12 protein-coding genes are annotated in these 14884 nt (G+C 45.5%); 9 read left to right on the top strand and 3 right to left on the bottom strand.

Annotated elements, in window-relative coordinates:
• Positions 1-45 precede the first annotated feature (45 nt).
• The 4 genes from G5B12_RS06750 to G5B12_RS06735 all read left to right on the top strand — a co-directional run bounded on the left by G5B12_RS06750 (position 46) and on the right by G5B12_RS06735 (position 4838).
• Positions 46-474, top strand: coding sequence for an RrF2 family transcriptional regulator (locus G5B12_RS06750; RefSeq protein ID WP_015526993.1), 429 nt, complete (start codon positions 46-48; stop codon positions 472-474).
• A 25-nt stretch (positions 475-499) separates the two neighbouring features.
• On the top strand, positions 500-1687 hold the full coding sequence (gene nifS / locus G5B12_RS06745; RefSeq protein WP_119247866.1) for a cysteine desulfurase NifS: 1188 nt from the start codon (positions 500-502) through the stop codon (positions 1685-1687).
• 28 nt (positions 1688-1715) lie between these two features.
• Positions 1716-2162 (top strand): Fe-S cluster assembly scaffold protein NifU, encoded by a 447-nt coding sequence (gene nifU, locus G5B12_RS06740; protein WP_118062128.1) that lies wholly within the window; start codon positions 1716-1718, stop codon positions 2160-2162.
• Positions 2163-2252: 90 nt separating this feature from the next.
• Positions 2253-4838, top strand: coding sequence for an HAD-IC family P-type ATPase (locus tag G5B12_RS06735; protein WP_174087954.1), 2586 nt, complete (start codon positions 2253-2255; stop codon positions 4836-4838).
• A gap of 138 nt (positions 4839-4976) precedes the next feature.
• Here the strand turns inward: G5B12_RS06735 and G5B12_RS06730 are convergent, their stop codons facing one another.
• Positions 4977-6977, bottom strand: a complete 2001-nt coding sequence (locus G5B12_RS06730; RefSeq protein ID WP_174087953.1) for a hypothetical protein — start codon at positions 6975-6977, stop codon at positions 4977-4979.
• A gap of 74 nt (positions 6978-7051) precedes the next feature.
• Entirely contained in the window at positions 7052-7870 is an 819-nt protein-coding gene (locus tag G5B12_RS06725) for a histidinol-phosphatase HisJ family protein (RefSeq protein WP_174087952.1), read from the bottom strand.
• Positions 7871-8130: 260 nt separating this feature from the next.
• On the opposite strand from G5B12_RS06725, the gene gap reads away from it, so the two are divergent.
• The 3 genes from gap (at position 8131) to tpiA (ending at position 11326) form a co-directional block, all read left to right on the top strand.
• Entirely contained in the window at positions 8131-9150 is a 1020-nt protein-coding gene (gene gap / locus G5B12_RS06720; RefSeq protein WP_021652276.1) for a type I glyceraldehyde-3-phosphate dehydrogenase, read from the top strand.
• Positions 9151-9335: 185 nt separating this feature from the next.
• The gene (locus tag G5B12_RS06715; RefSeq protein ID WP_118169292.1) at positions 9336-10532 is read left to right on the top strand and encodes a phosphoglycerate kinase; all 1197 of its coding nucleotides are present in this window, start codon (positions 9336-9338) and stop codon (positions 10530-10532) included.
• 44 nt (positions 10533-10576) lie between these two features.
• Entirely contained in the window at positions 10577-11326 is a 750-nt protein-coding gene (gene tpiA / locus G5B12_RS06710; RefSeq protein ID WP_021977259.1) for a triose-phosphate isomerase, read from the top strand.
• A 230-nt stretch (positions 11327-11556) separates the two neighbouring features.
• On the opposite strand, the gene G5B12_RS06705 is transcribed toward tpiA, so the two are convergent.
• Positions 11557-11829, bottom strand: a complete 273-nt coding sequence (locus G5B12_RS06705; protein ID WP_021977257.1) for a helix-turn-helix domain-containing protein — start codon at positions 11827-11829, stop codon at positions 11557-11559.
• A 451-nt stretch (positions 11830-12280) separates the two neighbouring features.
• Between G5B12_RS06705 and G5B12_RS06700 the strand changes: the two genes are divergently transcribed.
• Positions 12281-13399, top strand: a complete 1119-nt coding sequence (locus G5B12_RS06700; protein ID WP_021977255.1) for an Mbeg1-like protein — start codon at positions 12281-12283, stop codon at positions 13397-13399.
• Between the two features lie 54 nt (positions 13400-13453).
• Positions 13454-14749 (top strand): homoserine dehydrogenase, encoded by a 1296-nt coding sequence (locus tag G5B12_RS06695; protein WP_021977254.1) that lies wholly within the window; start codon positions 13454-13456, stop codon positions 14747-14749.
• Positions 14750-14884: the final 135 nt, after the last annotated feature.

The following is a 14884-nucleotide window of genomic DNA, read 5'->3' as shown; positions in this document are numbered from 1 at the left end:
ATGAAATCCGAGGAAAACACTGGGAATTGAAAAAGAGGTGAGCGGATGAAACTGTCAACAAGAGCAAAATACGGACTTAAGGCCCTGATAGACCTTGGTCTTTACAGTGAAAAAGAAGCGGTCTCGCTTCAGAGTATTGCGGGCCGTCAGAATATATCAGTCAGCTATCTGGAACAGCTGATGGCGCTTTTGAAGAAAGCGGGCCTTGTGAAGAGTGTCCGCGGTGCTGCCGGAGGATACTTTCTTGGAAGACCGGCAGAAGAGATTTCAGTGGGAGATATCCTTCGTGTTCTGGAGGGCGGCCTGGAGGCTGCTACATGCCCGGGAACAGAAGGTGACGGAGGCTGCCAGGGTTCTGATCTCTGCGTAGCTAAATTAGTGTGGAAGAGGATCAACGACAGCATCACAGATGCGGTGGATACACTGATGCTCAGTGAGCTGATCGAAGAGAGCCGGAGAATACACGAAAAATAATTATCCTGAACAGGAGGAAAAGAAAATGGGAAAAATGATATATCTGGACAATGCGGCTACCACAAAGACCGCACCGGAAGTTGTGGAGGCAATGCTGCCGTATTTTACAGAGTTTTATGGAAATGCTTCTACTGTTTATGATTTTGCTGCAAACAGCAAGGCTGCTATTGCCAAGGGAAGACAGCAGATTGCAGATGTGATCGGAGCCAAGAAAGAAGAAATCTATTTTACAGCAGGTGGTTCCGAGTCTGATAACTGGGCTCTGAAAGCAACTTTTGAGGCATACAAGAATAAAGGTAACCACATCATCACAACAAAGATTGAGCATCATGCCATCCTTCATACCTGTGAATACCTTGAAAAAGAGCGCGGTGCGAAGGTCACATATCTGGATGTAGATGAGAACGGATTCATTGATCTGGATGAGCTTCAGAAAGCCATTACACCGGAGACCATCCTGATCTCTGTTATGGCTGCAAACAATGAGATCGGTACTCTTGAGCCGCTGAAAGAGATCGGACAGATCGCACATGAGCATGGAATCCTGTTCCATACAGACGCTGTTCAGGCATTCGGACAGATCCCGATCAATGTAGATGAGTTTAACATTGATATGCTCAGCTCCAGTGGACATAAGATCAACGGACCGAAGGGAATCGGTTTCCTCTACATCCGTAAAGGTGTCAAGATCCGTTCCTTTGTACATGGTGGAGCACAGGAGAGAAAACGTCGTGCAGGTACAGAGAACGTTCCTGGAATCGTAGGATACGGCCTTGCTGCAGAACGTGCCAACAAATCCATGAAAGAGCGTACCGCAAAGGAAATTGAGATCCGTGACCATATGATTAACAGGATCCTTACAGAGATCCCATACGTACGTCTCAACGGAGATAAGGTAAAACGTCTTCCGAACAACGTAAACGTAAGCATTCAGTTTATCGAGGGTGAGTCCCTTCTTCTGATGCTTGACAACTTCGGAATCTGCGCATCCAGCGGTTCTGCATGTACATCCGGTTCTCTGGATCCGTCACATGTTCTGCTGGCTATCGGCCTTCCTCATGAGATCGCACATGGATCTCTCCGTATGACATTAAGCGAGGAGACAACAATGGAGGATGCTGATTTTGTAGTAGATAAACTGAAAGATATTACTGCAAACTTAAGAAGTATGTCTCCATTATATGAAGATTTTATTAAAAAGCAGAAAAAATAATAAAAACACTTGCCAGGAGGAAAAAATAATGTATAGTGAAAAAGTAATGGATCATTTTCAGCATCCACGTAATGTAGGTGAGATTGAGAACGCAAGCGGCGTGGGTACTGTAGGAAATGCAAAATGCGGTGATATTATGAGAATATTCCTTGATATTGATGACGAAACCCATATTATCAAAGACTGCAAATTCAAAACATTTGGATGCGGTGCAGCCGTTGCAACAAGCAGCATGGCAACAGAGCTTGTAAAGGGTAAAACCATCGAGGAAGCCATGGAAGTAACAAACAAAGCCGTTATGGAGGCTCTGGACGGACTTCCACCGGTAAAGATCCACTGTTCCCTGCTTGCTGAGGAGGCTATTCATGCAGCTCTCTGGGATTATGCAGAGAAGCATCACATTAAGATCGAAGGTCTTTCCAAACCGAAGTCTGATATCCACGAAGGTGAAGAGGACACAGAAGAGGAATATTAATCCTCTGTATTTGCGATCATAACCGAGGCATGAGCAAGCTTCAATCGAACAGAAACCGTAAGCCATTGAAAGGACAGGTAAGTAAGAAGCATGACAGGACTTACGAACGAAGAAGTTCAGGAAAGAATTGCGCAGGGCCAGGTAAATAATAACGAAAACCCCAACACCAGGACATATAAACAGATCATTCTGGAGAATACACTGACATTCTTCAATTTTCTGAACCTGGTGCTGCTGGTTCTCGTACTGGTGGTTGGTTCCTACAAAAACTCCATGTTTGTAGGAATCATTTTTATTAATACCGTAATTGGAATCATTCAGGAGATCCGTGCCAAGAAGACCATTGACAAGCTGGCTATCCTGACAGAATCCAAGACGGTTGTTCTGCGTGAAGGAAAAAAATGGAAAATTTCTACAGAGAAGCTGGTTGTCGATGATCTGATCTTTCTGAAAGCCGGAGAACAGGTTCCGGCAGATGCGAAGATTCTGGAAGGAAGCCTGGAGGTCAATGAATCTCTGCTGACCGGTGAGGCAGACAATCTTCCGAAGAATACGGGAGATGAGCTTTTTTCCGGAAGTTTTGTGACGGCGGGACAGGCATGCTGCCAGATCATCCATGTTGGAAGTGACAACTATGCGTCAAGGATCACCAGTGAGGCCAAGGAATTCAAACGCCATAATTCAGAGCTTCGAAATTCCCTGAATGCCATCCTGAAGGTGATCAGTATTATTATCGTACCACTGGGTGCGATGCTTTTTTATAAACAGTATTATTTTGTGGGAGATAATATCCGGGATTCCGTCGTCAATATGGTTGCGGCAGTTCTTGGAATGATCCCCGAGGGACTCGTTCTCCTTACCAGTGTGGCGCTGACTCTGGGTGCGCTGAAACTGGCTCAGAAGAAGACTCTGGTGCAGGAGCTGTACTGTATTGAGACTCTTGCGCGTGTGGATACGCTCTGCCTGGATAAGACAGGAACCATTACAGAAGGTACCATGTGTGTGGAAGCAGTGGAGAGCTATCCGCCGGTGTATGATGAGATTTCAGGTGAAGCAGCAGGAAATAAGACTGAGTCTGGTGAAAGTAAGAACGACAGAACTGAGAGTTCTGATCTGGTCGAGGTTTCAGCAGCTTCCGAAATTTCAGCAGTTTCAGCCGCAGAAGCGATTGCAAAAGAGGATGGGAGTTCGATTCTTTCACCACGGGAAGAGTCTGAAGCTGGCACAGAGACGTACAGCCAGGAAGATCCGGAGAAAATCCGGGAGATCGAGCATATCATGGGAAATCTCCTTTCTGTGCTGAAAGACCAGAATGCTACTGCCGATGCACTGCGGGCGAGATTTAAAGTATCCCAGGATATGGAGCTGGATCATGTGATCCCGTTCTCTTCTGACAGAAAGTACAGTGGAGCTGCTTTTAAAGATACAGGCACTTATCTGATGGGTGCTGTGCAGTTTCTTTTTCCGGAAGGGAATCCGGAGCTGGCAGAATACTGCAGCGGTTTTGCGAAAGAAGGACTTCGTGTTCTGGTTGTTGCTCACAGTGAGAATGTAAATGAAGGCACTGAGATCCCGGCAGGGCTTGAGCCAATCGGACTTCTTCTTCTTACGGATGTGATCCGCCAGGAGGCACCGGATACCCTGGCATATTTCGAAAGCCAGGGGGTGGATCTGAAGGTGATCTCCGGTGATGATCCGGTGACCGTTTCTGCCATAGCCAGACGTGCAGGCCTTAAAAATGCGGAGCAGTATGTAGATGCAACAACGATCACAACCCAGGAACAGATGGACGAGGCAGTTGCAACATACAGTGTGTTCGGACGTGTGACACCGCAGCAGAAGCAGGCGATGGTGAAATCTCTTCAGGCACAGAAGCATACGGTTGCAATGACCGGTGATGGTGTAAACGATGTTTTGGCCCTTAAAGAGGCTGACTGCAGTATTGCCATGGCTGAAGGAAGTGATGCGGCCAAGAATATTGCCAATGTGGTATTGCTGGATTCCAATTTTGCAGCGATGCCGGAGATCGTGAACCAGGGACGCAGGGTTGTAAATAATATCCGTACTGCAGCATCCATGTTTCTGATCAAGACAATTTTTTCCGTGCTGCTGTCACTGATCACAATTTTCTTCGGGGATGCCTATCCCTTTGAGCCGATCCAGATGTCACTGATCAGCGCCTGTGCAGTTGGTATTCCTACGTTTCTTCTGGCCCAGGAGAATAATTATGAGAAGATCGACCATACATTTTTGCGTCACGTGTTTATGAATGCATTTCCGGCCGCTGTGACAATCACAGGCTGCGTGTTCAGTGTGATGCTGGTATGTCAGAACGTATATCATTCCAATGCGATGCTGAATACGGCCTGTGTGCTTGTAACCGGGTGGAATTATATGGCCGCACTTAAGACGGTTTACGCACCTTTGAATACCTATCGTAAGGTGATCATTTACAGTATGCAGGTGATCTTTTTCGGGGCGGCGGTGGTTCTGCAGAATCTGCTGACGCTGGGATCTCTGGAATTCGGAATGATCATTCTGGTATTCCTTCTGATGACGTTTTCTCCGATTCTGATCGATGTGATCACAGCCTGGATCAGGAACATTTACAGCCGTTCACTGGATAAAGGAGAACAGGGAAAATTTGCCACATTTATTGATAAGCTGAGAAAATAATAATATGAGAAAAGTAAGAGGACACTACCTGGAAACGGGCAGTGTCCTCTTTAGGTTGAGTGAATAAACTGCGAAACAGATATCCGAAGCAGAGCTGTGTAGCGAATGTGGATCACGCATATCCGCTTGACGAAGATACTATTTCGTATGCATGAGCCAGATAAATCCAAAGGCCGGGATCTCTACGGCCTGTGCATCTCTTTGAACTCCTGTGAGGAGATCTGTATAAGTGCCGTCCTGTTCGTTGATCCAGGCTACTTTGTCCTGGTCACTGAAGTTGTAAATGCAGATCAGTTTCTCTTCGGAAGTTTCTCTTACCAGGGCAAGAAGGGATTTTTCCCAGGTTTCCAGTGTGTGTGCAGGAATCTCAGGGGCAAATACCGGATGGCTGGCGCGGATGGACTCCAACTGTTCCAGACTGTTAAAAATGCGTCCCTGGATCGTCTCGGCATCGGCTCTGTTCCGGGCAAGAATCCAGTTGAAATGGCCGTTGTGGAGCCAACGGGGGTCAGAAGCCCTGGAAGGGTCTGCTTTATAGGTGTAGTCGTTGAGCTGTCCGATTTCATCACCGCTTCGAAGTACCGGGATTCCAGGAAGGGAAAGAAGCAGTGCATGAAGTGCTACATCATATCGGATTCCGCGGCTGACACCATCTGTATTTCCCTCATAATCAAAACGCTCGATTCCTGCAAGGGAGGCAGTTGTTCCGCAGAGCTCGGATTCTTCTGTTTCCGGATTTACATAGATCTCACCCCGAGCAAAGGAATTCGGGAAAAGACCGGAAAGGAATTCATTCAGATAATCTCTGTGAGGACCCTCTGTGATAAAGCTGTCTTTCAGGAAATCATAGTCCAGGTTCCAGCGTACCGTGTTGCGGTTGCGGAGGTAATTCTGGAATATAGGTGCCTGTGGAAGACTGGCCGTCTTATCAATTCCGCGGCGGAGAAGAGTGGTATCTTTTGTGGCAACAGTGTGCCAGATATCGGACATCAGCTGAGTGCTGTTTACAATATGGAGTTCCGGCATATCGGAAGTTCCACCGAATGCAGCCGCTTCTGCTGGTGTGCGGTCTGTCTCACCAAGGAGAAGAACTCCAGGGCATACGATCTCGCAGACCATACGTGTCATGCGGAGAAGAGAGTGCAGTTTCCAGAGATTTTCGCTATCCATCACAGGAAGGACACCAAGACTGAATACAGAAGCGCCCTCATTTGCAAGCTCCAGGATCTGGAGAAGCATTGCATTGAAAAAGGCCGGAGTCTGAAGTACACATGGCGCGCCGGACTGTGGGTCGTCCACAGAAAGGCTTAACGGGATTTCAAGAGCCAGGCGGATACCTGCTTTCTGGCAGTTAACTGCAAGGTCGTGCAGATCTTCTGAGGTTCCGATCTCCGGGATAATGCGAAGAGAGCAGTTGGAAGTTGCCTGGAAAAGATCTGTCAGGTACAGAGTGTCTGCCTTGCATTCACTGATATAGTCCAGCTTACCAGACAGTCCGGCAAGGGTATCTGCGAAATCAGCAGGATTTACAGCCATTCCGGTAAACGTGGTCTTACGGAACCAGTCCGGATCAGCAGCACAGTTCTGGTCAGCTTCTTTCATGGAAAGAGAACGCTCGCAGTAGATCTCTTTCATTTTTTTTGTGAGGCTTGAGAATGTGCCGGCAACCTCTGGATGGTCACGGAACAGCTCGCAGTAGAGCCATTTCAGATCGTTGTAGTAGTGGTTCAGGCGTTTCTCGTAGAGTGCATCGTAGGCAGTGTCTTCCTTAGAAGTTTCGACTTTCAGAGGTTCGGTTTTGGAAGTAGTAACTTTCGCCGGTTCAGTTTTGAAAGTTTCGACTTTGATCGGTTCGGTCTTTGAAGTCTCAACTTTAATTGGCTCGGTTTTTGAAGTCTCAACTTTAATTGGCTCGGTTTTTGAAGTCTCAACTTTAATTGGCTCGGTTTTTGAAGTCTCAACTTTAATTGGCTCGGTTTTGGAGGTTTCGACCTTGACCGGTTCAGTTTTTGAAGTTTCGATTTTGACGGTTTCGGTTTTTGAAGTTTCAATCTTAACAGTTTCTGGCTTCTTTTTTAGCTGTTGTTCTTTTTTTGCCTGCATGGCAGCTTTCTTTTTCTGGAGTCTTTTTGTTGACATATAGAGTTCCTCCTTAAATAAATTGGTATTTTCGGTATAAAATGTAAACTCTCTGACTGGAGAGAGAAATAGATCTATAGTTTGTGAAAAACCGGCTGACGGTTTTTGAACACAGTATAATAGGAAAAGCCACAGTCACGGAGAACATCGGCTGCCCTGTCAAAAGCATAGGCAATTTTATCCGGGGTGTGGGCGTCTGCACCGATGGTAATGATTTCGCCGCCAAGTTCACGATAACGGCGGATTACATTCACACATGGATTTGGTTCTCCAAGACCGTAGTGATAACCTCCGGTATTCAGTTCAATTCCGATGTTTTTGCGGATCAGTGTACGCAGAATTTCATCCAGGATTTCCTTATAGCGGCCATAGGAGTACTGACGGTTCTGATTGGGGCCGTAACGCACTACATAATCAATGTGTCCGTAGACATCCATTTTATCAAATGCGGCGATATTTTCCAGAATGGATTCAAAATATTCCATATAGCAGGCGGATTCTTTCCGGCCTTCAAAATAAGAAGGATAATAGGGATCATATCCGTGCACCACATGGGAAGAACCAATAACAAAGTCAAAAGGGATTTCTTTCAGAAGTCCGGAAAAAGATTCGGAAAGATGAGGCTGAAGTCCCAGTTCGATTCCGAAATTTACAGAAATCTGGTCCCGGAAAGCATCAGCCAGTTCAAAAAGACGCTGGCGGTATGCCGGGATATCCAGTGAAAAGTCCAGATTTTCCGGTGTTTCCGGGTAATCCGGATCAAGATGCTCGGTAAAACAGATTCCAGTAAGACCTTTATCAACCGCAGTCTGGATCATATCTTCCATGGGTGTTTCGGAATCTGCGGAAAAAGAGGAATGCATATGACAGTCCCATAAAATTTTCTGGTCCATTTTGTACCTCCATATTCAAGTCTGACGAGTGTGCAACAGATGCTGTACCTGCTTTGAAATTTAGAGCTGGCAGGACAGAGATTTCTCTCACAGAATTATAACACATTTTTCATAAATTTTCTTAATATTTATTTTAATGTGCTTTTTTATAAATAGCTCTTGAATTTTTGTTTGGAATTAGGTACAATATGAGACAGGTTGATGTTTCTTTAACAAAGGAACGATTTAAATCACCATTCAATTCATAGGAGGAATTTATCATGGCAGTAAAAGTTGCAATTAATGGTTTTGGACGTATCGGTCGTCTTGCATTCCGTCAGATGTTTGGAGCAGAAGGATTTGAGATCGTAGCAATCAACGATCTTACATCTCCTAAGATGCTTGCTCACTTATTAAAATATGATTCTACACAGGGAAGATATGCTCTTGCTGATAAAGTAACAGCAGGCGAGGATTCCATCACAGTAGACGGAAAAGAGATCAAAATCTATGCTAAGGCTAACGCTGCAGAGCTTCCATGGGGAGAGATCGGTGTAGACGTAGTTCTTGAGTGCACAGGTTTCTACACATCCAAAGACAAAGCTCAGGCTCATATCGATGCAGGTGCTAAGCACGTAGTTATTTCCGCTCCGGCTGGAAACGACCTTAAGACAATCGTTTACAACGTAAACCATCAGGGTCTTACAAACGAGGACAAGATCATCTCCGCAGCTTCCTGTACAACAAACTGCCTTGCACCAATGGCTAAGGCTCTTAACGATCTTGCACCGATCAAATCCGGTATCATGTGCACAATCCACGCTTACACAGGCGATCAGATGACACTTGACGGACCGCAGAGAAAAGGCGATCTGAGAAGATCCCGTGCAGCTGCAGTTAACATCGTTCCGAACAGCACAGGTGCTGCTAAAGCTATCGGACTTGTTATCCCAGAGCTTAACGGCAAACTTATCGGTTCTGCACAGCGTGTACCTACCCCAACAGGTTCTACAACAATCCTTACAGCAGTAGTTGAAGGAAACGTTACTAAAGAGCAGATCAACGCAGCTATGAAAGCAGCTTCCAATGAGTCCTTCGGATACAACGAGGATGAGATCGTATCCAGCGATATCGTTGGTATGAGATTTGGTTCCCTCTTCGATGCTACTCAGACAATGGTACTTCCACTTGAGAATGGCACAACAGAGGTTCAGGTAGTTTCCTGGTATGACAACGAGAACTCCTACACAAGCCAGATGGTTCGTACAATCAAGCACTTCGGAAAACTTCTGAACGCTTAATTTTCTGCGAACGGGTGTAGAAGAATAGACTCAGAAAGGGTCCGGTCTGAAGAGGACCGGGCCCTTTTTTTCCAAAAGACCAAACAAAAAAATGTCTGAGGAATGACTGTTAACAGAGCGGACAACAATATCGCTCGCCCTTATTGATCTGCTTTTGCAGAAATAAAAGTTAAGGAGATATAGAGATGCTGAACAAAAAAAGTGTTGACGATATCAATGTAAAAGGACAGAGAGTACTTGTAAGATGTGATTTCAACGTTCCGCTTCAGGACGGAAAGATCACAGATGAGAACCGTCTTGTAGCTGCTCTTCCGACAATCAAGAAACTGATCGCAGACGGTGGAAAGGTTATCCTCTGCTCCCACCTTGGAAAACCGAAGGGAGAGCCGAAACCGGAGCTTTCTCTTGCACCGGTAGCTGTTCGCCTTTCCGAGCTTCTTGGACAGGAAGTAAAATTTGCAGCAGATCCTGAGGTAGTAGGACCGAACGCAAAGGCTGCTGTAGCAGCAATGAAAGACGGCGACGTAGTTCTTCTTGAGAACACACGTTATCGTGCAGAAGAGACAAAGAACGAGGATAAGTTCAGCGAAGAGCTTGCTTCCCTTTGCGACGTATTTGTAAACGATGCATTTGGAACAGCTCACAGAGCTCACTGCTCCAATGTAGGTGTTACCAAATATGTGAAGACAGCAGTTGTAGGATATCTGATGGAGAAAGAGATCGCATTCCTTGGAAACGCTGTAAACAATCCGGAGAGACCATTCGTTGCAATCCTTGGCGGAGCTAAGGTTTCCAGCAAGATTTCCGTTATCAACAACCTTCTTGACAAGGTAGATACACTGATCATCGGTGGTGGAATGTCTTACACATTCTCCAAAGCTATGGGTGGACATATCGGAAGATCCCTCTGCGAGGATGATTACCTTCAGTATGCACTTGACATGATGAAGAAAGCAGAGGAGAAAGGTGTGAAACTTCTTCTTCCTGTAGATAACAGAATCGGTGATGACTTCTCCAACGACTGCAATATCCAGGTTGTAAAACGCGGTGAGATTCCGGACGGATGGGAAGGAATGGATATCGGACCTGAGACAGAGAAGATCTTTGCAGACGCTGTTAAAGATGCCAAGACAGTTGTATGGAACGGACCGATGGGATGCTTCGAGATGCCGAACTTCGCACATGGTACAGAGGCAGTTGCAAAAGCTCTTGCTGATACAGACGCAACAACCATCATCGGTGGTGGTGATTCCGCAGCAGCTGTAAATATCCTTGGATATGGCGACAAGATGACACACATCTCCACAGGTGGCGGTGCTTCTCTTGAGTTCCTTGAGGGCAAAGAGCTTCCGGGCGTAGCAGCAGCTAACGATAAAGACTGATAAAAAATAAAGTGTTCCGCGAACACAAAAAGGAGATAAAAACAATGGCAAGAAAGAAAATTATTGCTGGAAACTGGAAAATGAACATGACACCAAGCGAGGCTGTAAAGCTTGTTGAGACTTTAAAACCGCTTGTTGTTAACGATGAAGTTGACGTAGTATTCTGCGTACCGGCTATCGACATCATCCCTGTTGTTGAGGCAGCTAAAGGTTCTAACATCCAGGTTGGTGCTGAGAACATGTACTTCGAGGAGAAAGGTGCTTACACAGGTGAGATCGCTCCGGCTATGCTCGTAGATGCAGGCGTTAAGTACGTTGTACTTGGACACTCCGAGAGAAGAGAGTACTTCGGTGAGACAAACGAGGACGTTAACAAAAAAATGCTCAAAGCTTTCGAGCATGGCATCACACCGATCATGTGCTGTGGTGAGACACTTACTCAGAGAGAGCAGGGCGTAACAATGGACTTCATCCGTCAGCAGGTTAAGGTTGGATTCCAGGGTGTTACAGCTGATCAGGCTAAGACAGCAGTTATCGCTTACGAGCCGATCTGGGCTATCGGAACAGGTAAGACAGCTACAACAGAGCAGGCTCAGGAAGTTTGCGCTGATATCCGTAAATGCATCGCTGAGATCTATGATGATGCTACAGCAGCAGAGATCCGTATCCAGTACGGCGGATCTGTAAACGCTGCAACAGCTCCTGACTTATTCGCTCAGGCTGACATCGATGGCGGTCTTGTAGGTGGCGCTTCCCTGAAACCAGATTTCGGAAAGATCGTAAACTACAAATAAATCGTATATTTTGTTCAAACTGAATAAATAAATTGTATGAAAGAACCCCTGAACACAGATAAATCTGGTAAAATTGCCGGATAAACTGTGGAAGGGGTTCTTTTTTGACAGAATAGCAGATATCACTTTCAGGAAAAGAATCGAGCTGGAAAGTAAAAAAGTGATAATAACATAAAAAACTCTTTCTGACATGGATGACACAGCCGACGAAAAGCTGCATTCCTTTACAGTCAGAGAGAGTTTTTATCATCTTTAGAGGAAGAAGTATAATTCTTCGTATCTGTTTTTTCATTCATTTCATCAGGCTCTGGAATATGCTCCACAATATCTTCAATCTCACAGTGGAGAATGGAACATAGCCTGTCTATTGTGTAAATTTCAACATTTTTATTTTTTCGCAGTCTGTCCAGAAGTGAACGGGTGATCTGATAATGTTCATAAAGATCATACTGAGTAATTCCGCGTTCCTTCATCGTGACCCAAAATCTGTCATATTTTATCATATGTATATCCTGTCCGATTCGTCCTTGAATTAATCTTATTATGAGGGTAAAATTGGGATTACAACAGTGTCCTTATACCGACACTATGGAAAGGAGAAACGATGAGGAAGTTTTTTAAGATCTTTTTTTCGGTGGTAGTTATACTTTATTTTTCAGCTACAATGTTTTATTGTTTTGTAGCCGGAACACCGGAAGCGGGAAAAGGAGCAGCAATCTATATAATGTCAGCAGCAGGTCTGTCAATTCTTTTTCCAGCGTTTACCTGTGGATGCATTCACTACATTATTTACCTCAGAAAAAAACTGGATGAAAAGAGCAAATGATTTGGATTTATGTTATGATAATAGTAAGGAGATTATTGGGGATACAGCATAGCTGTTACGTATTATAATAGAAAGAAAGCCTGCAACTGTGCGGAAGACGCTTATAGGATCATTTGGGGAGGATTTTAATGGGAAATATTCTGGATTATCTGGACTGGAGAGGGGATCTTACTTTTGAACAGACACCCTTTAATCAAGTAGACAATCTGATACTGGCATGTTTTTCTTATCTGGATCTGGATGAAATAGCTGATGTAAAAAACGGGAATACTCTTTCTGTGGAAGAACTTTTTGAGATATTTTCCGGAAAAGAAAAGGATGGAGAGGTGAAAGCAGAAAGTGCTTTTCTGCAAAATACACCAATTCTTCTTGAAAAAATGGCCAGCTCAGAAAGATTTCGAAAATGCAGGGCAGGAGGATATGTTAATGAGATCCTTTTCCGGAAAGCGCAGCAGTTTTCGGCAGTTACAGTGGAACTTCCTGACGGAACTGCATATATTTCTTTTCGTGGAACGGACGATACCATTGTAGGATGGAAAGAAGATTTTAACCTGAGCAACGGAATTGTGCCCTCTCATAGAAAAGCACTGGAATATCTGGAATTTAATGGGACTTACATGCAGTCCATGATTCGACTCGGAGGGCATTCCAAGGGAGGAAATCTGGCTATGTACACGGCAATGCAGTGTGATGACGCACTTCAGGAAAAAATCCTTTCCGTTTATGACAACGACGGCCCGGGTTTCCCGGAAGCGTTTTTCAGTTCAGAGAAAGTAGAAAAGGTTTTGCCAAAAGTCACTCGTATCATTCCTGAGGCATCGGTGATCGGTATGTTGCTCAACCACCAGAAAGATCCTCTGATTGTAGCGAGTACCCAGAAGGGAATCCTGCAGCATGATGCTTTTACCTGGGAGGTGATGGGACCATCCTTTATAGAGAAAGAAAGTCTGACGAGAAGAGCGGCGGCATCAGATCGGAGTCTCCATAAATGGATCGACCATATGGATGAAAGACAGAGGGAGCATCTGATCGGGGAACTTTTTTCCGTGCTGGAAGCAACCGGAGCAGAGACGATTTCACAGATTCAGGACGGCGGCCTGAAAAGTCTGGCGGCCATGGTACGTCAGCTGGATAAACTGGAACCCCGGTCCAAGATCATGGTTCAGGAACTGATCGCCGGAATTTTCGGCAGCTGGCTGGAACTCCTTCCGCTGCCGGAGCTTGACAAAAAGCGTTTTCTGCCATAACATAGGAGTTAACTCTGATAAAAATTGGAAAAAACGGAAAGGGGACATCAGAAAATGAGCGAAAAAGTCGTAAATGCGGCCCTTCTTGGTCTTGGAACAGTAGGAACCGGAGTCTATAAAGTTATCAAAAATCAGGAGCAGGAAATGACAGCCAAGCTTGGACGTCAGGTAAAGATCACGAAGATCCTGGTGCGTAACCTTGAGAAAGCATCTAAGAAGGTGGAAGATCCATCTGTTCTTACAACAGACTGGGCAGATATAGAAGGAGATTCTTCCATAGATATTGTGATCGAGCTGATCGGAGGAATTGAGCCGGCACGTACTTATATTCTTGCAGCACTGAAAGCCGGAAAGAACGTGGTGACTGCAAACAAGGATCTGATCGCAGTCCACGGAAAAGAGATTCTGGAAACCGCCAAGGCTGCACAGAAAGATTTCCTGTTTGAGGCTGCTGTTGCCGGAGGAATTCCGATCATCAGCCCGCTGAAGAACAGCCTCGAGGCCAACCATGTAACGGAAGTGATGGGAATCGTAAACGGAACTACGAACTTTATCCTCACCAAGATGTCCCAGGAGGGAATGGAATTTTCAGATGCCCTTGCTCTTGCCACAGAGCTTGGATATGCAGAGGCAGATCCTACTGCAGATATAGAAGGAATTGACGCAGGAAGAAAGGTAGCGATCCTTGCCTCCGTTGCTTTTAATTCCAGAGTTACTCTTGACAATGTTCATATCGAGGGAATCACCAAGATCACAGCGAAAGATATCCGCTACGCCAAGGAAATGGGCTGTGAGATCAAACTTCTGGGTGTTGCCCGCTGCCAGGAGGACGGTGTTGAGGCTTATGTATGCCCGATGCTGATCCCGGCAGAGCATCCGCTTGCATCTGTCAATGATTCCTACAATGCGGTATTTGTACATGGAGATGCTGTAGGTGATACCATGTTCTACGGACGTGGAGCAGGAGAACTTCCAACAGCAAGTGCAGTTGTCGGTGATATATTTGAGGTAGTCCGTAACATGAAAGCAGACTGCTGTGGACGTGTGGGCTGCACCTGCTATAAGACACTTCCCGTAAAAGCCATGGCAGATACCCACAACCGTTATTTCCTCCGTCTGCAGGTTGAGGACCGCTGTGGTGTGCTTGCGGAGATCCTGGAGCATTTTGCAAAATATCAGGCAAGTGTTGCACAGATCATGCAGAAAGAGAGCAAGAGACCGGATACAGCAGAGGTTGTTGTGATCACCAAGCTGGTAAGTGAGGGCGCTTTCTTTAAGGTTAAGGAAGAACTGGAGAACAGTGCATCTGTAAGAAAGATCTCTTCCATGATCCGTGTATATGAGAAATAAAAAAAGCGTTGCAAAATTCCTGGATTTTGGTACTATATAAAATGGAAAACAAAAGAATCCCGGATGGCGCAGGAAGTTTCCATATCGTCGGAAATCTGTGCCGGATGGAACTTCGATCAAAGATAAGAAGGGGAA

This window comes from Blautia sp. MSK.20.85 (assembly GCF_013317245.1).
In the GTDB taxonomy this organism is placed as follows: domain Bacteria; phylum Bacillota; class Clostridia; order Lachnospirales; family Lachnospiraceae; genus Blautia_A.
This window is presented reverse-complemented; position numbering and strand designations above follow the sequence as displayed.